The following is a 24,602-nucleotide window of genomic DNA, read 5'->3' on the forward strand; positions in this document are numbered from 1 at the left end:
GTCTTGATGACGATACCTGGAACGCCTTTGAGCGCTTTTGAACGATGAGGGATCAACCCAAGCCTGCCTCTGAAGTGCAGGATGCCATGCCTGCCTTTGCCTGCAGTGTAACCCACACGTCAGCGCTGGTGGATATGTGACATCACACCGATCTCCAGCTTGCCGAACCACTTTAGGGCCGCTGCAAGGCGTTCCATCTCGACGATTGATGCGTTGCGTGAGTCAGCGTCGTGGTTACATTGCAGAGCCGTTTCTGAGGCGGCTTCCATAGCACAACCCGGCAACTCCAGCAGGATATCTACATGCGGGGCCGACGAGTCGGTGCCAGCAGGGGTGGTGGCATGGTTGACATAATGCAGTGTGAGGCCGCTGCGCGCCTGCCAGAGGGGTGACTGCTGCCAGCATTCATCGAGTGCGGCGATGATGTCGCTGCGCAGGGGCAGGGGCTGCTGTAGCGTGGGCTGCGCTAGGCTAGCCTGGCCGAGATGCGAGTCATCTTCGGGGTCGATGTGATAGAGCACATCACTGAGCTGGGGGAATTCGGCCTTGAGGCGAGCCACTGCGTGGTGGCCGATGGCATGGCCTTCCGAGACGCTGATGCGTGGCGCGACCAGCAGGTGGACTTCCAGCACGATACGGCCGGCCAGAGTACGGCTGCGCAGGTCATGGGCACCACGCACCTCCGGCAGTGACAGCAAGCACTCACGCATGGCGTGTTGCTGTTCGCGTGGCAGGGCGGTGTCGATCAGTTCGCGCGAGGCCTCCCAGGCCAAGGAGGCGCCGATCTTGCCCACCATCACACCAACGACGACCGCCGCGATGCCATCCAGCCAGCTGGCCCCCAGCTGGGTACCGATCAGGCCTATCAGCACCGCCACGGTGGAGAGCGCATCACTGCGCGAGTGCCAGGCATTGGCTTCCAGCAGCTTGGATTTCTGCTTGCGCGCGACCTTCAGCGTGGCGCGAAAGATACCTTCCTTGCCGAGCAGAGAGAGGATCGCGATGCCGATACCCAGAGCACCGGGTAGCGGAATGGTCAGTGAGCCGAACATCAGCTCCCAGCTGCGCAAAATGCCTTCCCAGCCAATGGCGCCCGCCACGGCCAGCAGCAGACTGCCGAGTACCAGGGTGCCGAGCGTCTCGATGCGCTCATGCCCCCACGGATGTGAGCGATCCGGCGCCTGGCGGCCGTAGTGAGTCGCCACCAACACGAAGGCATCCGTCACCAGGTCTGACAGGGAATGGATGCCATCGGCGATCAGTGCCTGTGAGCCGACCAGCTTGCCGACGATGAGCTTCGCGACACCCAGCACGCCATCCAGCGCCGCGCCGATCAAGGTGATGCGCTGCGCTTCACGCTTGGCGCTTGCCGTGCTGGCAGCACCTGCGGGTGACGATTGAGGCATGGGAAGGCTCGCTCAAAGGGGAGTCGGGTGCGTCATGAAGTCAGCGCCTACTCCTGCGTAGGGCAGGAGTCAGCGCACGCAGCTGTCTTCAGAGATCTCGCCGCTGGGGCGCAGGCGCCGCGCGAGGCTATCAACGCCGATATTGAGTATGGCGGTGAGCACCAGCAAGGCAAATGCCTGATCAAACATCAGGTATTCGAAGCTCGAGTCGATATGGAAGCCCAGCGTCACCACCCCCAGCATGCCGAGAATGGCCGTCTCGCGAATGATGGTCTCGGCGCGGTAGAGCAGCAATGCGAACATGCCGGGGGCGACACGCGGGTTGAGCTCATAGAGCCAGCATTCGAACTTGCCCTGCGGGCGACTGGGCGGCAGCTGAATCTGGTTGGCATGGCGAGCACACAGGAAGGCGATGATCGCGCCGTTGTGCAGCGCTAGCGCCAGCCAGGCGGGCAGCAGCGAGGGCCCCAGCAGCAACAGCAGGATGAAGGCCAGAATCAGCTCCGGCGTGGTGCGCAGGAAGATCAGCAGGCCGTTGGCCGAGTGTTGCGAGAGGCGGTTGCCCACATGGCGGCTGGCCAGCGGCCATAGCAGCATGGCGATCAGCAGACTACCGGCGGTGCCCAGCAGGCCGAGCAGCAAGGTATTGCCGATGGCGGGCAGCAGATCGGGCAGGTGACTGGCCCATTGCAGCAGGCCTGTCGCGAGCTCGCCCGAGGTCAGTGACTCGAATGATGCATTGACCAGCGGCGCCGGCCAGATGTCATGGCTGATGAAGCGCCACAGCAGGGTCGGGCTGACATCGGGCCATGGCCCCAGCCACCAGAGGCTGGCGATGGCCAGTACCGGCAACGCCCGACGGTGCCCCCACCATGGGAGCGTGGCGATCAGCAGATAGAAGATCCACAGCAGGGCGCCCGCCTCGGCGTAACGGCCCTCGCGAAAGGCGCTTTCCAGATAGAAGCCCAGCGTGGGCAAGCCGACGAAACCGAGCAGGACGCTGGCGCGCAGTCCGCATTCGAAGCGATAGCGGGTGTAGCTGGCCATGCGCCGCCACGCCATCGGCAGTTCTGCATACACAAAGCGCATCGCGCGCGAGCTGGCATAGGGCAGTGCCTTGAGTGGCGCCTGCGGCAGTTGTTCGAGAATCTCGGCATAGACCTTGGCGAAGGTCGCCGCATAGGGAATCGTGATCGCCGCCAGCGCCGTGGCGGCCGATAGCCCGAACACCTGCAGCAACAGCAGCGCCCAGAACAGCTCATGCACCGCACGCAGCCCGGCGCAGATGCCCCGCAGCAGGCGCGAGCGAGAGTAGACCAATGCCAGTGGCAGCCCGATCAACGCGCCCAGCAGGGTGCCCCACAGCGCGAAGGCGATGGTCAGGATCAGAGCGTGCAGCGGTGATTCCAGTGCGCCGGGAGCTGGCGACGCCAGACCCGCCAGCATGCGGCCCAGTTCCTGCCAGGGATCGCGCGAGGTAACGGAGAGATGGGCGAAGGGCACCAGCACCAGCATCGCGATGACCAGACCACCACCGAGGCGCAACAGACGCGCGCCATCACTGCGTGCCTGCCACCAGCGAGGGGGATGGCGCAGCTCTGCCGTCATGGTGGAAGGGTCAGCTGACATCGGATGACTCGCGGGTCGCCGCAGCGGGGTACAGGAAATCCAGGTCGCCGGGCGTCAGTCCGTCGGTCGTGACATCCAGCAGCACGCGCCCCTGGCCGTCAGCCTGTTTGCCAAGCCCGATCACGCGCGTGAAGTGAGTGAGTGCCAACTCACGCTGATGAAGCGCTACCACGCTGGTAGCGTGGCGGGCGTGAATCAGCTGGATCAACTGGCTGGCCTGATGTGGGTCCACGCTTGCGACGGGCTCGTCACCGAGGAACAGATCATGGCCCTGATAGAGCGCGCGTGCGATGGCGACACGCTGGCGCTGACCGCCGGAAAGCGCCTCGACGGAGCGCTCCATCAGGCCGGCGATACCCAGCGGTTCGCACAATGTGGCGACCGCCTGCCAGTGAGCAGGTTTCGGGCGCAGCAGATTGAGCAGGTTGGTCAGCCGTGAGTGCTGGTCCAACCGGCCCATGAAGATGTTGTGGTAGACCGACAATTGCGGCACCAGCCCCTGGCGTTGAGGGCACCAGGCGGCCGCTACGTCGCGCTGTTGCAGCGCGGCGCGCAGGGCTTCCAGCAGCGTGGACTTGCCTGCGCCACTTGCACCGAGCAGGGCGATGCGCTCGCCCGGCAGGAGGCGAATATCCAGATCACGCAAGACCACCTCGGCGCCATGGCCGAGGTGATCCTGCGAAAGGTGCAGCAGTGGAGAGGGTGTTTCCTGGGTCATGAGCTCAGCGCAGCAGACCGAGCTGTTCACCGACGGTCTTGATCGGCGCGTAGTCATCGTTGCTGGCCGGAATGAAGCCGGAGCGCGGGAAGCTCTCGAGCAGGTCCGGGTCCTTCATGTCCAGCAGGGCCGTGGTGACATGGGCAGTGAAGTCCGCGCCGAAGTGGCTGTCGGCATCGCCACGAATGGTCCACTGATAATCCGGGTAGGCCGGCGTCTGCCACAGCACCTGCACCTTGCTCGGGTCGACCTTGCCGTCCTTGACTGCCGCTTCCCACACCGCGAAGTTGACTGCGCCCACGTCATAGGTGCCGGCGGCGACCAGTGCGATGGTGCGTGAGTGGTCGCCGGAAAAACCGACGCGGCTGAACAGGGCGTCCGGCGCCTGCTGGAACTGCTCGCGCAGATAGTATTCCGGCATCAGGCGGCCTGAAGTGGAGGTCTTGGCGCCGAAGGTGAAGGAGTGGCCTTCGAGGGAGTCGGGCAAGGCGTCCAGCGGCTCGGCGGCATCGCCGGCCAGCTTGAGGTCGCGACGTGCGATGAAGTAGCTGCGGAAGGCGGCATCTTCCACGCCCTGGGCGATGGCGACGGAGCCCGGCACCATCTGACGTGCCTGAACGCCTGTCAGGCCGCCGAACCAGGCCATCTGGATCTGATCATTGCGGAAGGCGCTGACGGCGGCGCTGTAGGATTTGACCGGCACATACTCGACATCGACGCCCAGCTTCTCTTCCAGATAGTCGGCGACCTTGTCGAAACGCTCCACCAGGCGTGACTCGTCTTCATCCGGAATCGCCGTGAACTTGAAGGTGTCGGCCTGAGCCAGACTCATGGTCACGGGAAGGGCGGAAATCAGGGTCAGAGCAGCAGTGGCCAGCCAGCGCATGGGAAGCATCCTCAGCATTCACGACATGAGACATCATGCGGCGAGCACCGCATGTCAGGGGGTATGGCGCGTATTGTTGTGTCTTGATCACGCGGGTGCAAGCCCCGCGCCATGCCTGAAGGATCGCTCAAGTGACGCTGAAGCGTCAGTAGCGCGTTGAATGGCTGCGCAGGAAGAGCTCATTTGCCGTAGCTGGGGCTGATGACTTGGTGGCTAGTGCTCAAGACTCCGGTGGGAAACGGGTGTCCTTCAAGCTGTCCTTGATCTTCTTGAGGTGCTGTTGGAAGTCTTCTCCGCGGCGCAGCGTCACGCCGGTGGCCAGCACGTCGATCAGGGCCAGGTGGATCATGCGTGAGGTCATCGGCATATAGATATCGGTGTCTTCCGGTGCCATGACTTCCAGCACCTCGGTGCACTCGCGCGCCAGCGGAGAGTCCGGAGCGGTGATGCCCAGTACCGCAGCGCCATTGCTGCGTGCGAGCTTGGCGATATCGACCAGCTCGCGGGTGCGCCCGGTGTAGGAGATGATCACGATCACGTCGCCGGTATGGCAGGCGGCGGCCACCATGCGCTGCATGAGCACGTCTTCATAGGCCATGACCGGCAGGTTGAAGCGGAAGAACTTGTGCTGGGCATCCGCCGCGACCGGGCCTGAGGCGCCAAGGCCGAAGAAGCAGATCTGCTTGGCCTGGCTCAGGTAGTCGACGGCGCGTTCGATGCGTCTGGGGTCCAGTGCGCGACGGGCATCGTCGAGCGCGGCCACGGTGGCGCCGAGAATCTTGTCGCCATAGGCCGCGGCATCATCGTTCTGATCGACACTGCGCGACACGTAGGGCGTGCCGCCGGCCAGACTCTGGGCCAGCTTGATCTTGAAGTCGGGGAAGCCCTTGGCATCGAAGTTGCGACAGAAGCGGTTGACGGTCGGCTCACTGACCAGCGAGGCCTGAGCGAGCGCCGCGATGCTCATGCCGGTGGCCGCAGCCGGGTCCGCCAGAATGACGTCGGCGACCTTGCGCTCGGAGCGATTGAGCTCGTCGAGACGTTCACGGATGCGATTGATGAGGTCGTGTACTGCCATTCGCCTGTTACCCTGCCATTGTGTAGTGAAATAACTACGTAATCTGGGCATCCTAGCCTCACTCGTCTGGTAGGCCAAGCATCTCTTTGGGTCACTTGCTGATCCAGGGGCGCGAAGGACGAGGTGAAAGCGAAAGCGCCGCTGACTACCACTTTTAGGTAAGTTTACCTATTTGTGGGGCGAATTGTCTTGAGTGACAGCGGCGTTATCGCTACATTTGTTGTTAATATAACCAGCCATGTATCGCCAACGCCTTCCCGGTGCCGTGTGTCATTCGAGCCTCTCCTCGCCGCGCCAGCCTGCGCAGCCTTCCAGGAAGCGGGTTCGAAGTCGCCCACCTTGTCGGTCATTTCGGCATACAGGGCAGTTTCGACGGGAGAAATCGGCGGCATGAGTTCCGACATCATTCCGGGCGTGGATATTGCCCTGTTCGGCGCCTTGGGCGACCTCGCCAAGCGCAAGCTATATCCAGCCCTCTATCACCTCGACCGTGACGGTCTGCTCGAGAAGGCAACTCGCCTGATCGGTCTGGCGCGTCAGGATGTCAGCCTCGAATCCTTCAAGGACACCGTGCAGGCGGCGCTCAAGGAGCGCGTCAAGCCGGAACACCTCGAGAAGGAATGCATCGAGCGCTTCCTCTCTCGCATCAGCTATGCGGCGCTGGACTTCAGCACCGTGGAAGGCTATTCCGCAATTGCCGATTGGCGTGTGGATGCTAAGGGCAAGCCGTCGCCGCGCCCGCTGATGATCTATCTTTCCGTACCGTCGCGTATCTACGGCGACATCAGCAGCAATCTGCAGGCGGCGGGCTGCCTCGACGAGCACTCACGTGTCGTGGTCGAGAAGCCGATCGGCTCTGATCTGGAGAGCTCGCGCGTCGTCAACGACGCGATCGGCGCCGTCTTCCACGAATCCCAGATCTATCGTATCGATCACTATCTGGGCAAGGAAACCGTCCAGAACCTGATCGCGCTGCGCTTCGCCAACCCGATGTTCGGCAACCAGTGGAATCAGAACCAGATTTCCCACGTCGAGATCACCGTGGCGGAGAAGGTCGGCATCGAAGGGCGCTGGGGCTACTTCGATCAGGCCGGTCAGCTGCGTGACATGGTGCAGAACCACCTGCTGCAGCTGCTGTGTCTGATCGCGATGGACCCGCCGTCCAACCTGGACGCAGACGCCATTCGTGACGAGAAGGTCAAGGTGCTCAAGGCGTTGCGCCCGATCACCGGCGAGCGTCTCAACACGGATCTGGTGCGTGGTCAGTACATCGCGGGTGCCGTCGATGGCCAGCACGTGCCGGGCTACCTCGAGGAAGAGGGTGCCAACACCGAATCCCAGACCGAGACCTTCGTGGCCTTCAAGACCGAAGTCTCCAACTGGCGCTGGGCCGGTGTGCCGTTCTACCTGCGGACCGGCAAGCGCATGCCGGAGAAGCTGTCACAGATCGTGATCCACTTCCGTCAGCAGCCGCACTACATCTTCGATCCGGACCAGCGCTCGCTGGCGGCCAACAAGCTGATCATTCGTCTTCAGCCGTCCGAAGGCATCTCCCTGCAGGTGCTGACCAAGGACTCCGGTCTCGACAAGGGCATGCGTCTGCGTCCGGGCCCGCTGGACCTCGACTTCAACAGCGCCTTCCCCAAGCGCCGTATTCCGGAAGCTTACGAACGTCTGCTGCTTGAGGTCATCAAGGGCCAGCAGTATCTGTTCGTGCGTCGTGACGAGATCGAACACGCCTGGCGCTGGGTCGATACCCTCATCGATGGCTGGGAATCCCGCGCCGCCACACCGCGCCGTTATCCGGCCGGCTCCTGGGGCCCCGTCTCCTCGATCGCGATGATCACGCGCGACGGTCGCAGCTGGTATGAGGAGTATTGAGATGAGCGCCACCGTGACTGAGCAGGACCCGCGCGTACAGACCGCACACTCTCTCGCCGAGTATCTGGCCGCCGCCTTGCGTGCTGATCTCGACGTTGATCCGTCAGCGCGTGCGCTGCTGGTGGTTTCCGGCGGCTCCACGCCCAAGCCGCTGTTTGCCGCGCTGCGCGACAAGCCGCTGGACTGGTCGCGGGTCGATATCACCCTCGCCGATGAGCGTTGGGTGAGCGAAGACGCCGATGACAGCAATGCACGCTTCGTGCGTGAGCACCTGCTGAGCGGTGCGGCCAGTGCCGCCACCTTCCATCCGCTGACCAACGCCGAGGCAGAGCCGGAGGACGGTTGCGCAGAAGTGAGTGCTCGCATCGCGGCGCTCCCCTGGCCGGCCTCCGCACTGATTCTCGGCATGGGCGGCGATGGCCATACGGCCTCGCTGTTCCCGGATGGTGACCGTCTGCAGGAAGCGCTGACCAGTGCGGATTGCTGTGTGCCGATGCGTGCACCCAGCGTGCCGCAGGCGCGTATCACGCTGTCTCTCGAGCGTCTGCGCCAGACGCGTCGTACCGTGCTTCATCTCACGGGGACCGACAAGCAGGCCGTGCTGTCGCGCGCGCTGAGCGACGTCGAGGCGGTCAGTGAACTGCCGATTCGTGCCTTCCTGTCCGCGCCGCTGGCGCTTTACTGGGCCCCCTGATCACATCGGCCGCGGCCAGCCACAAGGGAGGCTGGCCGCGGCACAAGGAGAACGCCATGAGCTTTGAAAAACAGCTTCCGTCGACTCGTACCACCGAGATCGACAGCATCTGCCAGAAAGCCTCCGTGCTGCCGGTGATCGCCGTCGAGCGCATCGAGGACGCCGTACCGCTGGGCAAGGCCCTCTACGAAGGTGGCCTGACCGTACTGGAAGTCACGCTGCGTACCGACTGCGCGCTGGAAGCCATCCGCCTGATGCGTGAAGCGCTGCCCAACGCCAGCATCGGTGCCGGCACCGTGCTGACGCCGGAACAGTATCGCCAGGTGGAAGAGCTGGGCGTCGACTTCATCGTCACGCCGGGCACCACCGAAGCGCTGTACCAGTACGGCGTGACCAGCAGCGTACCGATGCTGCCGGGTGTCGCGACCGTCTCGGAGCTGATGACGGGCTGGCAGTACGGTTACCGTCGCTTCAAGTTCTTCCCGGCGGAAGCCGCGGGCGGCGTCAATGCGATCAAGTCCTTCGGTGGCCCGATCAGCGAAGCTCGCTTCTGCCCGACTGGCGGCATTTCCCTGAGCAACGCCGCTGACTACCTCGCGCTCAAGAACGTGATGTGTGTCGGTGGTAGCTGGGTCGCGCCGCAGAAACTGATCGATGCGGGTGACTGGGATGGTATCCGCGAGCTGGCGCGTGAAGCCTCAGAGCGTTTCCACCGCTGAAGCCTGATATCTGGATGAGTGCTGGCCACTGATCCAGCGGTTGCCTGCCAACGTCATGCACGCCGTCGTGCTTGAGGCTGACAGGCTGCCAGTACTGCTCTCTCTCGACAGCTTGGCTGTTGCTTGTGACCCGTCTCTCGCGAGGCGGGTCTTTTTTATGCGCGTCATCTGGGGAGAGAGGCGAGGCTAAGTTGTCTGGCTGGAGTCGCTGGGCTGGTTGTGATCCCGGTCTCAGCGCTGCGGCGTGCTCAGCTGACAGTAGAGGTCATCCAGCAAGGGAAGGGCCAGCCCATGTCGGGCGGCAGTGCGGCGCAATGGGCCAAGGATCGCCTCGACCTCGGTAGGGCGACCGGCGAGCACATCCTGCAGCATCGAGGCGCGATTGTTGGCGGTCGCGCGGATGACCTGCTCGACCAGCGCCTGCCAGCCTTCCCCCGGGGCAGGGATGCCTTCGCTATTCAGTACCGCGCTGATCTCCTCGACCGCCTGGCGCACCATCGGGGCAAATGGCCGGTCGCGCAGCTGGCCATTGCGAATGCGATAGCGTGCCACCAGGGGATTGATCGCCGCATTGATCGCCAGCTTGTGCCACAGGCGAGTCTGGATATCCGGTGTCGATTCGCACGCAAACTCTGCTGCCCTGAGCCAGTCACATTGCACGAGAGTGGCCTGGTTGGACTGGCTGTCGGGATCGCCGTCACCGCCACTCTGCCATGCGCCCAGCCAAGTGTGACCGCGCCCGGCGTGTTGCACGCCAAGGTGTTGGAGTTCATCCGCTGTCGAGCCAGTGTCAGGTGTCGCGTTTGCACCAGTCTCGGCTGGCAGCCAGGCGCCTTCGGTGGTGCTGGCGCATATCAGGTTGGCGTGGCGTTCGGCCAGCCACGGCTGAGCGCTCAGGCCATTCTGCCAGCAGGTCACGGAAGTCTCGGGCGTGATATGTGGTGCCAGTTGCTGCCAGACGCCGGGTACGCCATGGGCCTTGGTCGTCAGCCAGATGGCAGAAGGCTTTTTAGATGGAGAGCCTTGCGGTGTGTCAATTGTTGAATAATTTATCTTTGCGCTAACAGAGTGTGATTCCGGCGTGGTCATGTTGAGCACGACTGCTTGCCCCGCCATTGCCTGACGCCCCAGTAGCAGGACACGCGGTAGCGTGGATACTCCCTGCTCACGAAGCTCTCGCTGGCGTGCTGCCATCAGCGAAGCCGCCAACAGACGCCCGATGGCCCCCGGGCCGATGATCCACAGCCAGTTATCTTCCGGATCAGTCATTGAGTGCATATTTGTCATCTTGTCATGGAGAGCAGAGCAGTGCGTCAGTGCAGGAGGGGGCCGGTTGTATTTCACCTGACCCGCTGTCAGCTATCGGGCTTGCGCCGTGACGCAGTCGCTCGCTTGCGTGGGCTCCTGGTGGAAGCACTTTTACGAGAAGCGCCGTCAGTAGTGCTGCCAGAAGCGCCCTTGCCTGAAGAGCTGCCAGAGGCGCGCTTCTTGTAGGACGTTGCCTTGCGACGCGAGCCGCCCTTGCCGCCGCCCTTGCGCGGCGCGGGTGTCGCACCGCCGACGCTGGCCAGTGCCGTGCTCAAGCGGCTGGCGGAGCTATCGGCGAGCAGCGCACGCAGATCCACGATCAGATCGCTCAGGAAGGGCGCCGCCGGGTCGCCTTGTTCGTGGATCATGCTCAGGCGTTGCTCCCACTGTGCGGTGCGCTCCGGGCGCGACACGGCGGGCGGCAGGGCATGAATCAGCGCGCGGCCGATACGCGTGGAGCGCATCGCCTGGCCTTCGCGCACCAGATAGCCGCGATTGATCAGTGTCTCGAGCATGCCGGCGCGTGTCGCCTCGGTGCCCAGGCCATCCACATCGCGCAGCGTGCGACGCACCGCTTCATCCTCGACGTAGCGCGCGATGTTCATCATCGCCTGAATCAGGCTGGCGTCATTGAAGGGTTCCGGCGGGCGGGTCTCTTTCTCCTCGATACCACAGTCGAGCACGCAGGCCGGTTCGCCTTCCGTCAGGGCGGGCAGTGGCGGCGGGGTCTTGTCATCGGCGGCTGCGTTCTTGTCTGAGGCCTTCTTGTCAGAGTCTTGCTTATCAGCTGTCTCCCCGGCCCCCGCAGCGCGCTGGAACAGCACCTTCCAACCCTCGTCGATGACGCTGCGGCCGCTGGCGCGGAAGGGCTCCTTGGCGAAGCGCAGCTCGACCTTGACCTCGCGATAGCGATAGGCCGGGTAGAACTGGGCCAGCACGTTGCGCGTGATCATGCGGTAGAGATTGGCTTCATCGCGCGACAGGCGTGCATAGTCCGGCTCGCGTCCGGTCGGCGCCAAGGCGTGGTGCGCGCTGACCTTGCTGTCATTGAAGGCGCGCGAGCGCAGGCTGAAATCGGCGCCGCCACTGTAGCGTTCAAGCTCGCGGTCACCCACGCAGGCGCTGATCATCAGATTGGCCATGCCGGCGTGATGTTCGCGCGGCAGGTAGCGACAGTCGGAGCGCGGATAGGTGATCAGCTGATGACGCTCGTAAAGCGCCTGACAGGTGTCGAGGACCTTCTGGGCGGGCAGGCGAAAACGGCGCGCGGCATCGACCTGCAGCGCCGAGAGCGAATAGGGCAGCGGCGCGGGCTGTGACTTGTCGCTGGCCTCGACACTTTCGACATGGCCATCGCCGAGGGTGGTCAAGGTCGCGAGATGGCGGGCGAGGCGCTCGGCGGGACGGCTATCCAGCAGGCGACCCTTGTCATCGAGTGGCAGCGGGGTGCCCTTGTCCGCCAGGCGTTGCAGCCAGGGCGAGCTGGGCGCATGCCACCAGGCCTTGAAGCTGCCCGCCGCCACGCCAGCCTCTATCCACAGCGGGAAGAAGGCGCGGGGCTCGAAGGCCTCGATTTCCTCGTCACGGCGCACCACCAGCCCCAGCAGCGGCGTCTGCACACGGCCTACCGACAATACGCCGTCGTGGCCGGCCTGACGCCCGGTCAATGTCCAGGCGCGGGTCAGGTTCATGCCATACAGCCAGTCGGCGCGCTGGCGCGCCAGCGCGGCTTCATAGAGCGGCTGCCAGCGCTGATTGTCGTCCAGCTTGTTGAGGGCACGGCTGACGGCGGGGCGATTCATGTCACTGATCAGCAGGCGTTTGACCGGCCCGCGCCAGCGCATGTGCTCCAGCACTTCCTGTACCAGCAGCTGGCCTTCACGGTCGGGGTCGCCGGCATGCACGACCTCATCGGCCAGCTTGAGCTGCTCGCGGATGGTCTTGAGCTGACCGCGCGCCTGGCTGCGCGGCTTGAGCTTCCATTGCTCGGGGATGATCGGCAGGTGATCCAGCGACCAGCGCTTGAAGCGCTCGTCGTAGTCATCCGGCGGGGCCTGCTCCAGCAGGTGGCCGATGCACCAGGTGACACGGGTGTCACCGGCATCGATATAGCCGTCGCGCTTGCTTGAGCGTCCGGGCAGCGCCTCGGCAATGGCGCGGGCGAGGCTGGGCTTTTCGGCGATGATCAGGCGCATCGGGCATCCTGCGGTCAAAGGCTGTCGATATGATGATCCATACAGTATGCCGCTGGCCCGAGGCGGGGATCAATCGTCGTCGAGCGCGCGGCGCGCCTGGACGAGGGCGCGATACCAGTCGCGGTTGGCGGTCTGGATCAGCGGGGGGCGATTGGAGAGATAGCTGACCGGGTGGTGGTCGGCGGGCTGATAGTTGCTGAGCATGTTGAGCGTCGCTTCACGGGCGCCGAAGGTATCGCGCAGGAACTCGATGGCCAGCGGCTCCAGCTCGACGCGGTAGTGGCGCACCAGCGCGATGGCCAGGGATTCGGCGGTGCGTGACAGGTCATCGTCGATCTCGCGCACCATGGCGCTGCCCAGGGCCGCCTTGGCCGCCGCGGACTGATTGGGCTCCAGCTGGCCGAAATAGGCGGCGTTGGAGCCATTGATGGCGCGCTGCACGGCCGGGCGTGACAGGTGTATGTGGGGCTCCAGTGCGAGGGCGATCTCGACCGCCATCGCCTTGGCCTTGTCGACACCGACGCGTAGCACCGTCTCGCGCGCCTGGTAGGCGATCTCGCTGTCGACGCGCTTGATGCGGCTCTCGTTCAAGTGATCGGCCAGATGCTTGCAGACCTCCGCCTTGGCTTCATCGTCCAGCGCGATGGTCTTTTCCTGGATGCGCAGACCACGACGGCCCGGGCCGACCCGCAGGCGGGTGGCGTCATCGGACATCTGCGAGGCGATGTTTTCCCAGCGCTTGGACATCTTGAGGAAGACGGCGTGGCTGCGCCCGACCTGCTCGTAGGCATTGGTCACCGTCTTGTAGAGGCGGATGGCGTTGGTGAGGATGTCGGCGCGCGAGCGCAGCGCGGCGCGGTGTTCACGATCGCCCTCATTGACCGCGATCGCCAGATGCGTCACCTGTTCGGCAAGGGCGTCCATCGCCTGGGTGGAGCGCTCCAGCAGTACCTCGGCGCGCAGGCCGGAGGCGGCATCCTCTACCAGGGTGCCGGACTGCTCGGCCAGATAGACCGTCAGCGCCTTGAGGCGTGACAGGCCGGTGGCCTGACGAATGCGATAACGCGAGCGGGCATGCTCGAGGTTGTCCAGCGCGCGCGCCAGCTTCCAGCGGCCACGGTATTCGAAGGTCAGCAGCGGAATCTTGCGCCCGCTGATCAGCTCGAAGGCCAGAATCAGCATCTCCTCCACGTCCTGCAGGGTCATCAGCAGGTCGTTGTCCTGCTCGATGGCCGCCAGCACACGCTCGATGAAGTTCTCGTCACGCGGCACGCCGCTGTGCAGATCCGGCGCGCGCCCTTCGAAGCGCTCACGCAGCAGGCCGATGGCCTCGGGGGCCAGCTCGGCCAGTTCATTGAACTGGGGCTCGAGCCATTCGCGGTTGAGGCTGTTCATGTCGCGGATACGCGCATGCAGGCCCACGCGACGGTAGACGTCGATCTGGCTGATGATGCGCGCGGCATCACGGTCATCGAGCAGCTCCAGCGCCGCCAGCTCGACCCCCTCCGGCGCCAGATCCTGCTTGCGCAGCAGCATGGCCGCCGCTTCACGCCGGCGGGCATCGCCTTCCAGGCTCTCGACGATCAGGTTGCGCGTGGCGAGGATCAGCTCCGGCACGGTGTCGATGACGCGTTCGATCTTGGCTTCGGTGCGGTCATAGCGCCGTGAGCTGGTCAGGTTGTGGGCGATATTGGCCACGATGCCCGCGACACCGGTGATGACGGTGTAGGAGATGAAGAAGATGTAGTTCTCGAAGGTCGGTTCCTTGCCGTAACCGAGCAGATAGCCGCCCCAGGCGCCGATCAGCGTCACCGGGCCTGCGGTCCACAGGATCTGCATCAGGCTCACCGACCAGGGCACACGCTCCACGGCCTGGGTAATGCGGCGAATCTCGTCGCGGCCCTCACGCTCAAGACGCACCTGGGGCGCGTCATTGGCAGTGTTGGCTCGGGGACGAAAGGGGCTCGGCAACAGCAAGGCAGGCTTCCTTGATTGAACGGGGTGGGGCATCTGGCGCGACATGGGCTGCCGAGAGGTTCGTGAGCACGAGCCTCGAGCGCAGCGCGGGGCAAAGGGTGTCGTCAACAGTAGCATTGGGCAGCCTTTTGGCTCCAGTGAGCAAGGGCCGCAAGCGGGTCGAGCGTGGTAGAATTTCGCCCGCCACTGACTGGCCAGCGGGTCTCGCCAGGTCGTCAGGCTCACGCTAGGACATCAAAAAGCTCTGGAGGTTGTGTGGAACGAGACTTGGAAGCAGGAAAGGGTGCAGGTGACGGGGCTGAAGTCGTGCTGCTGGACGGCGGCATGGGCCAGGAACTGGTGCGTCGTAGCGGTCGTGAGCCGACGCCGCTGTGGTCGTCTCAGGTGATGCTGGACCAGCCTGAGCTGGTGCGTGACCTGCACCTGGATTTCATTCGTGCCGGCGCGCGCGTCATCACGCTCAATACCTACACGGCCACGCCGCAGCGTCTGGGCCTGGCGGGTGTCGGCGAGTCGATCGCGGCCATTCATGCCGCCGCTGGCAAGGCCGCGCGGGATGCCATCGCCCTGAGTGGCGAGGCGGATGTGCGCGTGGCAGGCTGCCTGCCGCCGCTGGTCGCCACCTATCGCCCCGATGTCGCGCCGAGTGCTGACGAATCCCTGGCCAGCTATCGCCGGCTGGTGGAATTGCAGGCACCGCTGGTCGATGTCCTGCTGTGTGAGGCGCTGTCTTCCTGCGTCGAGGCTCGCGCCGCTGCCACCGCCGCACTCGAGAGCGGCTTGCCGGTGTGGGTCTCGCTGACGGTGAAGGATGATCTGACCGCGACCCTGCGCAGCGGTGAGCCGCTGGCCGACGCGATCAGCATGCTGCAAGCGATGGGCGTGGACGCGATCCTGATCAATTGCAGCGCGCCGGAAGCCATTCAGGGTAGTCTGGAATATCTGCTGGCCAGCCCGCTGCCGACCGGTGCCTATGCCAACGGCTTCACCTCCATCGCGGAGCTCAATCCCGGCGGCACCGTCAAGGACCTCAAGGCACGCGAAGACCTGGGGCCGGAGCAGTACGCGGCGCATGCCCTGGGGTGGGTCAATGCCGGCATTCGTATCGTCGGCGGTTGCTGCGAAGTGGGCCCGGCGCATATCGCCTGCCTGGCCGAACAGCTCAGGTCAGCAGGTTATCGCTGCGTCAGCCGCTTGAGTGAGTGAACGATGAGGGGCGAGGCTTCCTCGTGATAGACTTCGCCCCTTGATTCGCAGGTTCTGACGGGCATCGCGCCTGAGGATACGCCGAGGCGACGACCGGGATGCGGTGCCTGCAGGGCTGTGAAACGCTTTTTTAGGGAGATGCCATGCTTGCCGAGTGGGTCGAACGGCTCTTGAGTTACGCCAGTGGGGCACTTGATGCCATCCGCGCCGATGAATCCTTTCCTGCCTTCATGCAGTGGGCGCATTCGGAGGGCGTGAACTACAGCGGTGGCGACGAAGCGCTGGCGGTAGCGCTGGCGCCGGTGCTGTGGAGCCAGACTCCGCTGGTGCGACTCGATTTCGCGCGCGAGTCGTTGGCACCGCCCGGACGCAACGAGCCTTGCTGGTGTGACTCGGGTCGCAAGTACAAGCAATGCTGCGACAAGGTGCAGCTGCCGGCGATACCAGACCACCTGATGTGGATGCTGTCGCTGCGCGAGTTCAAGGGTGAACAGCTCAAGGCGGCGCTGGCCTCTGGTCTCGCGCCGGCGCAGGCGCTGCTCGAGGCGGGGCTGATCAGCGCCGAGAGCGGCAATCGCGGTCGGGCTCAGCAGATCATGGAGGCGCTGTTCGATACCAGCGACTGGTCGCGTCTGCCCGAGCAGGCCGAGCCTGGCTTCGAGCTGCTGCTGGATCTCTATCAGGAGCGCGGCTTCACCCGCAAGAAGGCGCTGCTGCTCGATGAGGTGCTGGAGCGTGGCCCTGCCTTCCTGCGCGGCGTCGCCCTGGAGCATCAATGTCTGCTGCATCTGGACAGCGATGATCTGGGCTCGGCGCGCGCCGCCTTCATTCGTGCCCAGCAGACGCTGCCCGATTCGCCGACGCTGGCGTATATCGAAGCCATGCTGCTGCTGCACGAAGGCCAGCCGGAAGAGGCGCAGGATCGTGCGCGCTTCTGGTGGCGTCGTCTGTCCAAGCAGAAGGACATCGAGCCCGGTCAGCTGGAATTCCTGGCGGATCTGGCCGAAAACCCGCGTGCCACGCTCGCCGAGCAGATGGTAAATTCCGATGAGTCGCTGTCGGATTCACTGGCTGCCCTGCAGGCGCTGTTCGAGGTGATCGAGCATCCGCCGCGTCTGGCGCTGGAAACGCAGGAAGATGGCAGTCTGCTGTTCCGTCAGAATGCGGAGCAGGCCGTGACACTCGGGCTCTGGGAGGCGGTCTTCCCGGCGCGCATCGAGGAAGAGGCGGCACTGGCGCTGGATATCGATCCCTGGGATGTCCAGGACCCCAATGAGTGGCTGCAGCAGCTGTGCGCCAGCCCCGAATGGCTTGACGTTCCGGCGGTGTGTCAGGGGCTGATCCTGGCACTGGCCAGTCGCTTCGGTAGCCTGCCGTGGATGTCGGATACCTTCTTCGTGCCGCTGGCACAGCGCTTCGATCGCTGGCTCGATCAGATCGAACAGGCCGGCGGCCTGTTGCGCTGGGAAGATGGCGACAACGCCCAGTTGCTGCGCTGTGGGCTGGGGCTGGTGATCGGCATGGAACGCGGTGAGCGCGAGCGTTCGCGCCAGCTGGCGGAGCGCCTGCTCAAGCTCGACGAGGAAGACAGCCTCGGCCTGCGTGAGCTGGTGCTGGATCAGCTGCTGCGCGAAGGTCGCAACGACGAGGCCGTGACCCTCGCCGAGCATGATATCGAGCGACGCGCCGTCGATGAGGAAATGCCGCTGTTGGGCATCCTGATGGGCCAGGTGCTGGCGCTCTATCGACTGGGGCGCGACAAGGACGCCGAGCAGGCACTCGAGATCGTGCGGGAAGCCAATTCGCATCTGATCAGCCTGCTGCTGGCGGAGCATCCGCGGCCGGTGAGTCTGGCGGTGGAAGCGCCGGAACCCGGCACGCGTGGTGAGGCCTGGCAGTACCGCACCCTGATGCGGGACCAGTGGAAGCGCAGCGAAGGCGCGCTTGCCTGGCTGGCCAAGCATCGCTGAGCCGGTGTCAAAGGCCGCTCATGCTGCCTGACGAGTGATCGCAAGCGCTCGCATGACAAGACCTCGTGTGACAGGGCCCCGTATGAAAAACCCCGCAGTGCCATGGCACTGCGGGGTTTTTTCGTGTCTTGCCTTGCATCGCGAGGCGGACTCAGGGGGGAAGCGCGAACAGGTGCGATCACTGCTGCTTGCCTTGCTGGCGCAGTCGCCAGGCTTCTCGAAGCGCACCGCGTAGCCCCGGCGTCTGGCCGACCTGGATGGCCTCCAGCGTCGCGGCGAAGGCATCCGGTGTGGCGCGCCAATCCGGGGGCTGGATGGCGCCCGCACTGCTGATGCCGACCCTGTCCAGTGGCGGTGGCGAGCGCTCGGGCAGTGCCCCGAAAAGCCGCATGCGGCTGTCCTGCACCTGGCGCAGGCGATGGCGAAGCTTCTTGTAGCGCGAGCCGAAGGGGCGTGTGGCCAGGGTGATCAGGGCCGCCAGAATCCGTTCTTGCCACTCGGGGCGTGCCGGGTTGCGATAGGCGACGCCGCGTTGCGAGGCGGCACCTGCCTGACGGCGGTCCTTGAGCCAGTGCGGGGCCGTCCTGTCGAGCGCCTCGCCTTCGAACAGGATGCCGGCGTTGATCTGCTGGCCCCCGTGCACGCGGGTGAAGGGCAGGATGACGCAGTCCTCGAGCATGGCGCCTTCTTCCACGTAACTGCCCTGTTCGAGGCAGCAATGTCCCTTGAGCAGCACGCCGGGCTCCACATGGGTGGTGATGCCGGCGAAGCCACCGGTGAGGCGCGATTCATCCAGGCGGGTCGCGCCGGCGGCGTAGTAGACGTGGTGCAGGTCCTGCTCGCCGGGCAATACTCCGCGCTCGCCATGTGGTGTCAGGCCTGAGTCATCGGCATCCAGTGCCTGCATCACCAGGGCGTGATAGTGCGACAGCGAGGCCAGCAGGGCCGGCCCAAGCCCGGGATTGTCGCGCAGCTCCGGCCAGTGCAGGCGAGCGAGCGACGGGTCTGCCACGCTGGCCGGATGGCAGACCGGCGCACCCGACGCCATGGCCTGCTCGCTGATCGCGAGGCTGTCATCCTTGAACCACTCCGGCATCAGCAGCACATCGGCGCGCAGCACCGGGGCGGGCAGGGCAGCCATGGCGCCGAGGCGCTTGATCTGCTCGCGCGGGTCTCGCTCGCCGGGCATCGGCAGAATGTCGAGATCGATGCCCCAGCGTGAGCCATCGGCGATACGCGCCCGGAACCACTCGGGGTCACGGGCGATGATCAGGCTGATATGCGTCACGCCTCGCCCGACCAGCAGGTCGAGATTGCGCTCCAGCACGCTGCGTCCGGCGATCGGCAGCAGCGCCGGCGAGTAACGGCGGTCAATCGGCGCGACTTCCTGGCCGAGGCGGTCCGCCAACAGGATCACATGCATTGCACACCTCCTTGGCATGAGTCGTGATATTGGCGCAGCGCTGCACAAATGAGAGAGGGAGTCTCGCGCATCAGTAGGCTCCACGGCTGGTCAGAACGGCAGGAATCGTGCGCAACAGCAGCTTGATGTCTTCCTTGATGCCCTGACGATGCAGGTAGAAGAGATCCAGATGGATCTGTTGCTCGAAGGACAGGTCCGAGCGGCCCGACACCTGCCACAGCCCGGTCAGCCCCGGGGTGGCATCCAGACGCATGCGCGCGCGCGCCTCGTAGAGCGCCACCTCGCGGGCGAGGGCGGGGCGCGGCCCGACCAGCGCCATCTCGCCGCGCAGCACGTTCCACAGCTGCGGCAATTCATCGATGGATAGCTTGCGGATGATACGACCCACGCGCGTGATGCGCGGGTCCTGCTTCATCTTGAACAGCACGCCACCCTCGCTCTCGTTGGCGGCCTGCAGTTCGCGCAGACGCTCTTCGGCGTCGATGTACATGGAGCGGAACTTCCACAGCTTGAACGGCTTGCCGTGACGCCCGATACGCTCCTGGCCGAACAGCACCGGGCCTGGCGATTCCAGGCGGATGGCCAGCACGGTGCCCAGCAGCAGCGGTGACAGCACCAGCAGCACGCCGCTGGCACCGACGATATCCATGGCCCGGCGCGCGCGCGGGGTCAGCCAGTTGCTCACTCGCCATCGAAAGTGGCGCCAGTTGGAGCGTGACTTCATCCACAGGCCGCGGCCGGGAATCGCCTCTTCCCCATACTTGCGCACGCTCATCAGAAAGCTCGGGTTGCCAAGCACGTAGCGCTTGAACATGCGGCGTGGCTCCATCAGCAGCCGCCAGGCCCATTCCATGCCCAGTCTGCGCACGACGCCCGGCGCACGCGGGATGCGCTGGGAATAGAAGTCGAACAGCCCGCCGACGCCCATGACCACCGGCACCTCGAGTCGCTCACGGTAGGTCGAGATCCACTTCTCCTGGGCCGGCACGCCCATCGCCACCAGCAACAGGTCAGTGCCCTGATTGATCTGCGCCAGCACGTCGTCGATGATTTCCGGGCCGATGAAGCCGTGATGCACGCCACTGATCTCGAGCGTCGGCCATTGCTCGCGGAGCTTGGCGGCCATCCTGTCGGCCACGCCCGGCGCGGCGCCGAGCAGGAACAGGCGCTTGTTCTCCGCCACCAGCATGTCGCACAGGTGGGGCAGCAGATCGGTGCCATTGAGGTTGGCCTCAAGCTCCTGGCCAAGCATGCGGCAGGCCATCTTGACGCCACTGCCATCGGGCAGCAGCAGGTCGCTGTCATGCAGTACCTGCATGTAATAGCGATCGACCTGGGCCACGTTCAGGCAGTGTGCATTGATGAAATTGACGGTGCGCGGCTGCGGGTCGCTGATCCAGCTCTTGAGCAGGCTCAGGCAGGTGTCGAGACTGGTATTGACGAAGGGCACCCCCAGCACCTTGACGTGAGGCAGCGTCTTGACGCGCTCAGTGGTGAAGAGGGCTTGATCCAATGGCTGGCTCATCATGGCGACTCCACTTCATGAGCGTCCTGCTGTTGATTCGGTCTGGCCGACTGCGGGCGCGGCGCATTGTCGATCTTCTTCTTCTGCGCCTTGCCGATGACCCCCTGGGCGAGCCCTTCACAGCGTAGATAGAGACTCTTGGGCATCACGCGCAACATCAGGGCGGCCCCTGCCGTGGCAGCGGTGCGCCCGAATTCCGCCTTCCAGATGCCCGGCCATGCCTTGACGGCGCGGCGGCAATACGCCCAGGCAGCATCCCCGTCACGCAGGCGAATCGCCTGACGAGACAGGTAGCGCAGTTGGTAGGCCTGGGCGCGGGGATACCATTGCTCGATGAAGTCAGGCGCGTAGGCGCGCGTCAGCTCGACGATCGCAAGCCAGCTCTGGTACTGGCGCTCCAGTTGTGCCGAAAGCCCGCCTTCATTGAGTCGGTAGCGGGTCAGCGGCTCGGGAATGCCTTCCACCGTGGTGCCGGTCTTGAGGGCGATGCGTGTCCAGCATTCGATATCTTCGCTCTGGCGCAGACTCTCATCGAAATAACAGGGCAGCACGCCGCCCCCCTTGACCTCACAGTCGAAGGCGATGGCCTCGAGAATCTCGCGGCGGATGACCGGCGCCGAGCCATTGCCCACCGGGTTGCGACAGAACAGCAGCCCCGGCGTGATGTCGGTCAGGCTCGGCATCTGGTAGTAGTCCAGCGGTTCGCCGTCGGCATCGATGAAGGCCGAGCGCGAGAAGGACAGACCTACCTCGGGGCGTGCCTCGAGGTGCTCGCGGTGGCGCGCCAGCTTGGCGGGCTCCCAGATGTCATCGGAGTCCAGAAAGGCCAGATAGCGGCCCTGAGCGGCACGCACGCCCGTGTTGCGAGCCCCGGCCAGGCCGCGATTGACCGGATGCGTGATCAGCGTGAGGCGCGGGTCGTCGTAGGCCTCGCAGATCGCCCGGCTGCCATCGGGGGAGCAGTCGTCGACGACCAGCAGTTCGAAGTCGCCATCCTCTTGCGCCAGCACGCTGTCGATGGCGGCCGCGACGAATCGTTCGACGTTGTAGATCGGCATGATGACCGAAAAGGTCGGGGTCATGGTCTGGCCTCCTGGACGTCCCTGTCTGGGGAAAGCGATGCGGTGGATGCTGCGTGAGGTGTGTCTGGTGTGTCTGGTGGCGGCGCATGTGTCACGCGGCCGTCCTGAGCGAGGATCAGCCGGCGTGTCCACAGGTAGCCGGGCAGGGCGGCCAGGCTGATGCCGACCAGAATGCCGGCCGCGACGCCATTGATGCCGAAGGGCACGCCGGCGAACATGCCGGCGCCGAGCATCAGCGTCATGAAGATCTGCAGCTTGAGGTCTGCCCCGGGCATGCCCTGGGCGCGCAGCAACTGGCCGCAACTGTCGAGCAGGATGCGCGGCAGGGCGGAGAGGCAGATCAGGATCAGGATCGGCAGGGCGCCACGCTCGACCCAGGCCTCCCCGAACAGGATCGGCACATACCAGGGCGCCAGCAGGCTCTGGGCGATGATGGCGGGCACGGCGACCAGCGCGAACAGACGCATGCCGTGGTGCATGCGTGCCAGTCGTTCGCGAGACGTCATGTCGCCGCACAGCTGCGGGAAGATGGCGGTGGAGTAGGCGCGCAAGAGGCCAAGGCTGATGCCGAGTCCGGCATTGAAGGCAAAGAAGTAGACGCCGAGCACGTCCATGGCGAACAGGGCGCCGACCAGCAGGTAATCCATCTGCTGACGCAGCACCGAGACCACCTCGACGCCCATCATCGGGCGCGCGAAGCTCATCAGCGGCCGCGACCAAAGCGTGGAGGGGCGCTCATCGATGCGCCATGACTCGCACCAGCGGTAGGTCAGGGTCCAGATGGGCGTCACGATCAGCTTGGGCAGGATCAAGGCCCAGAACCCGGCACCCATGGCGGCCAGCAGCATCACACCGACGGCCTCGCCGATGCTCTGGCCCATCTCGATGCGCGCCGTGATGTGCAGGCGGTTGCTGCGCAGAATTCGCGCCGCGTTGATGGCGGCGGGGGGCAGCATCGGGAAGATCAGCGCCAGCGCCATCAGCGGCAGGGTCAGATCGGGAGCGTCATAGAGGTAGGCCAGCAGCGGGGCCAGTGCCATCTGCAGCACCATCAGGCCAAGACACACCACCCAATTGAACCAGTAGGCATCGCGGCACAGGCGTTCATATCCCTCGCGGCCGGCCTGCACCAGGGCGGGTACCACGGCGGCATTGGAGATGGCGTGCATGATCTCGTGCGCGGTGAGCACGATGGCGGCGATACCGAAGGACTCCGGCGCGATCATGCGCGCCGCCACCAGGGTCGCGCCCAATCGCGCGATGCGGTGCACCCCTTGCGACATGCCCATCCAGGCCAGATTGCGGATCAGACGGCCATTGCCACCGTCTCCGCCACCTGTCAGACGTGTCTTGAGTCGCGTGATCACACCCATCGCCTGGCTCCCTGGCTTGTCGTGCCTTTCCAGGCATCTGGTCTTGTCAGTCATGCTTTTGAACGGCTGGTGTAGCCACTCTAGCGCAATGTACTGATGAATTGGCGTGATCTGGCGCAGCCTTGTTCCACTATCCCGTGATCGGGCTAGGTTGCCGTGTCGCTGCTGCCGGTATCGGCGGAGGTGGGCGCCGCCGCTGTCCTTGAGGGCGGCTTCTCCACATCCACCGGTCCCATGTTGTGGATATGCCCTTCGCTGGCGGGCAGGCCCGCCAGCTGGTGCGCCTTGCCGATCAGGATCAGTCCCGGCCAGATCAGGTAGGCCAGAATCTCCAGATTCTCACCGAAGGAGTAGACGAACAGCAGGCCGACCATGATCAAGCCCAGCTGCACGACAGGGCGGCCGACCACGAAGCGCAGCAGATGCAGCAGGCTGACCAGCATCGGCACCAACAGCGCGAACAGGCCGAAGATGCCCTTGACGAACAGCAGCCCATACCAGCTGTGATGCGAGCCGATCGGCATGTACTCCACCAGGTGCGGGCCGCGTTCGACGATGCCGTGGCCGAACCACGGTGCCTCGTTGCGCCAGCGATCCACCGCGATGCGCCCCAGCGCGGCGCGCACGCGGGTCGAGTCCGCTCGCGAGCCCTTGAAGGCGGCGATGAAGTTGTCGATGGCCTCCAGGATCGGCGCGCCGAGAAAGCCACCGATCAGGCTGACGCCGGAAAAGCTGAACCACAGCCACGGCTTGTGCAGACGCTTGAGCAGGAACATCCCGGCGCTGATCAACACCAGCGACACCAGCGCCATGCGCGAGCCGGACATCAGGATCATCAGCACGCTGCCGCCGATGCCGATCGCCTTCCACAAGGGATGTTTCTCGAGCAGGGCGCAGGCGAAATAGATGCTGGCGACAAAGCCCACCGCCGGCGCCCAGGGCGTGAACAGGCGCCAGCGCGGCATGCCGCTGCCGGGGTCGATCTCATAGAGCGAGACGGCGAAGAATTCCGGTCCCGGCCCACCGATGGCCTGCAGCGGCGAGACGAAGGGCACCTGGGGCAGTCCCGCCAGCCAGGCGCCGACGAATACCGGCAGCAACAGCATGGTGTGCAGGCAGACATGCATGGCCGCGCGGATGATCACCGCCGGGCGGATCGCCAGACAGCCGATGATCGGGAAGACCGCCAGCAGCGCCCAGCCCTTGGCCCAGCCGATGGAGGACTTGATCAGCTTGCCGGTGCCGAGGTTCTCGATCAGGTGGCCGGCCAGCAGCGAGAACTCCATCACGATCATGCCGATGATCCACACCCACAGTGGCCAGGGCAGGCGCGGAAAACGCTGGCGGCCCTTGAGGTGCAACCAGGCGGCACGCATCACCAGCGACCATGCCAGCACCGGTGCCAGCACGTAGAGGCCGCCGACCAGATAGAACAGATAGGTCGCGGTGATCGAGAACCAGATGATGCGTTCTTCCGGGGTCTCGGGGCGGACATCCGCCTCTGGCCCCGCCTTCAGGGAAAACATCGGCGG

At 64.9% G+C, this 24,602-nt stretch carries 18 protein-coding genes; 5 read left to right on the forward strand and 13 right to left on the reverse strand.

The features are described 5' to 3' along the window. Positions 1-119: 119 nt before the first annotated feature. From HA399_RS03755 to HA399_RS03775, 5 genes are all read right to left on the reverse strand, one after another. Positions 120-1,406, reverse strand: a complete 1,287-nt coding sequence (locus tag HA399_RS03755) for a cation diffusion facilitator family transporter (protein WP_404326102.1) — start codon at positions 1,404-1,406, stop codon at positions 120-122. 69 nt (positions 1,407-1,475) lie between these two features. Beyond that, a complete protein-coding gene (locus HA399_RS03760; protein ID WP_404326103.1) occupies positions 1,476-3,035 on the reverse strand; it encodes an ABC transporter permease in 1,560 nt (519 codons plus the stop codon). After that, positions 3,025-3,753 (reverse strand): ATP-binding cassette domain-containing protein, encoded by a 729-nt coding sequence (locus tag HA399_RS03765; protein ID WP_404326105.1) that lies wholly within the window; start codon positions 3,751-3,753, stop codon positions 3,025-3,027. Before HA399_RS03765 ends, HA399_RS03760 begins: the two co-directional genes overlap by 11 nt. Before the next feature lie 4 nt (positions 3,754-3,757). Further along, positions 3,758-4,639, reverse strand: coding sequence for a putative selenate ABC transporter substrate-binding protein (locus tag HA399_RS03770; protein WP_199852379.1), 882 nt, complete (start codon positions 4,637-4,639; stop codon positions 3,758-3,760). A 220-nt stretch (positions 4,640-4,859) separates the two neighbouring features. Beyond that, complete coding sequence (locus HA399_RS03775; RefSeq protein ID WP_043332471.1) at positions 4,860-5,717, reverse strand: MurR/RpiR family transcriptional regulator; 858 nt, start codon at positions 5,715-5,717, stop codon at positions 4,860-4,862. A gap of 390 nt (positions 5,718-6,107) precedes the next feature. Between HA399_RS03775 and zwf the strand changes: the two genes are divergently transcribed. The 3 genes from zwf to HA399_RS03790 are packed head-to-tail and all read left to right on the forward strand — an operon-like array spanning position 6,108 to position 9,011. Beyond that, positions 6,108-7,598 carry a glucose-6-phosphate dehydrogenase gene (gene zwf, locus HA399_RS03780; RefSeq protein WP_043332469.1) on the forward strand — a complete coding sequence of 497 codons (1,491 nt, stop codon included), beginning with the start codon at positions 6,108-6,110 and terminating at the stop codon, positions 7,596-7,598. Position 7,599: 1 nt separating this feature from the next. Beyond that, a complete protein-coding gene (gene pgl / locus HA399_RS03785) occupies positions 7,600-8,292 on the forward strand; it encodes a 6-phosphogluconolactonase (protein WP_054555072.1) in 693 nt (230 codons plus the stop codon). 56 nt (positions 8,293-8,348) lie between these two features. After that, positions 8,349-9,011 (forward strand): bifunctional 4-hydroxy-2-oxoglutarate aldolase/2-dehydro-3-deoxy-phosphogluconate aldolase, encoded by a 663-nt coding sequence (locus HA399_RS03790; RefSeq protein WP_043332465.1) that lies wholly within the window; start codon positions 8,349-8,351, stop codon positions 9,009-9,011. 231 nt (positions 9,012-9,242) lie between these two features. Here HA399_RS03790 and HA399_RS03795 read toward each other — a convergent pair whose 3' ends face one another. The 3 genes from HA399_RS03795 to HA399_RS03805 form a co-directional block, all read right to left on the reverse strand. Further along, the gene (locus tag HA399_RS03795) at positions 9,243-10,289 is read right to left on the reverse strand and encodes a ketopantoate reductase family protein (RefSeq protein WP_404326106.1); all 1,047 of its coding nucleotides are present in this window, start codon (positions 10,287-10,289) and stop codon (positions 9,243-9,245) included. A 77-nt stretch (positions 10,290-10,366) separates the two neighbouring features. Next, the gene (locus HA399_RS03800) at positions 10,367-12,514 is read right to left on the reverse strand and encodes a DNA topoisomerase III (RefSeq protein ID WP_404326107.1); all 2,148 of its coding nucleotides are present in this window, start codon (positions 12,512-12,514) and stop codon (positions 10,367-10,369) included. Between the two features lie 69 nt (positions 12,515-12,583). Beyond that, a complete protein-coding gene (locus tag HA399_RS03805; protein WP_043332458.1) occupies positions 12,584-14,491 on the reverse strand; it encodes a hypothetical protein in 1,908 nt (635 codons plus the stop codon). Between the two features lie 267 nt (positions 14,492-14,758). On the opposite strand from HA399_RS03805, the gene HA399_RS03810 reads away from it, so the two are divergent. After that, complete coding sequence (locus tag HA399_RS03810; RefSeq protein ID WP_404326108.1) at positions 14,759-15,697, forward strand: homocysteine S-methyltransferase family protein; 939 nt, start codon at positions 14,759-14,761, stop codon at positions 15,695-15,697. Between the two features lie 143 nt (positions 15,698-15,840). Continuing rightward, positions 15,841-17,667 carry an SEC-C domain-containing protein gene (locus HA399_RS03815; protein WP_153635197.1) on the forward strand — a complete coding sequence of 609 codons (1,827 nt, stop codon included), beginning with the start codon at positions 15,841-15,843 and terminating at the stop codon, positions 17,665-17,667. 178 nt (positions 17,668-17,845) lie between these two features. Here HA399_RS03815 and HA399_RS03820 read toward each other — a convergent pair whose 3' ends face one another. The 5 genes from HA399_RS03820 to HA399_RS03840 all read right to left on the reverse strand — a co-directional run bounded on the left by HA399_RS03820 (position 17,846) and on the right by HA399_RS03840 (position 24,596). Continuing rightward, complete coding sequence (locus HA399_RS03820; RefSeq protein ID WP_404326110.1) at positions 17,846-19,090, reverse strand: hypothetical protein; 1,245 nt, start codon at positions 19,088-19,090, stop codon at positions 17,846-17,848. A gap of 70 nt (positions 19,091-19,160) precedes the next feature. Further along, entirely contained in the window at positions 19,161-20,615 is a 1,455-nt protein-coding gene (locus HA399_RS03825) for a WecB/TagA/CpsF family glycosyltransferase (RefSeq protein WP_404326111.1), read from the reverse strand. Beyond that, positions 20,615-21,697: a glycosyltransferase family 2 protein gene (locus tag HA399_RS03830; protein ID WP_404326112.1), complete on the reverse strand. Its 1,083-nt coding sequence runs from the start codon at positions 21,695-21,697 to the stop codon at positions 20,615-20,617. The genes HA399_RS03825 and HA399_RS03830 overlap by 1 nt, the downstream gene beginning before the upstream one ends. Next, positions 21,694-23,070, reverse strand: a complete 1,377-nt coding sequence (locus HA399_RS03835; RefSeq protein ID WP_404326114.1) for an oligosaccharide flippase family protein — start codon at positions 23,068-23,070, stop codon at positions 21,694-21,696. Before HA399_RS03835 ends, HA399_RS03830 begins: the two co-directional genes overlap by 4 nt. A 146-nt stretch (positions 23,071-23,216) precedes the next feature. Next, complete coding sequence (locus HA399_RS03840) at positions 23,217-24,596, reverse strand: O-antigen ligase family protein (RefSeq protein ID WP_404326115.1); 1,380 nt, start codon at positions 24,594-24,596, stop codon at positions 23,217-23,219. Positions 24,597-24,602: the final 6 nt, after the last annotated feature.

Origin of the sequence: Cobetia sp. UIB-001 (assembly GCF_044789135.1) — a bacterium.
GTDB lineage: Bacteria > Pseudomonadota > Gammaproteobacteria > Pseudomonadales > Halomonadaceae > Cobetia > Cobetia amphilecti.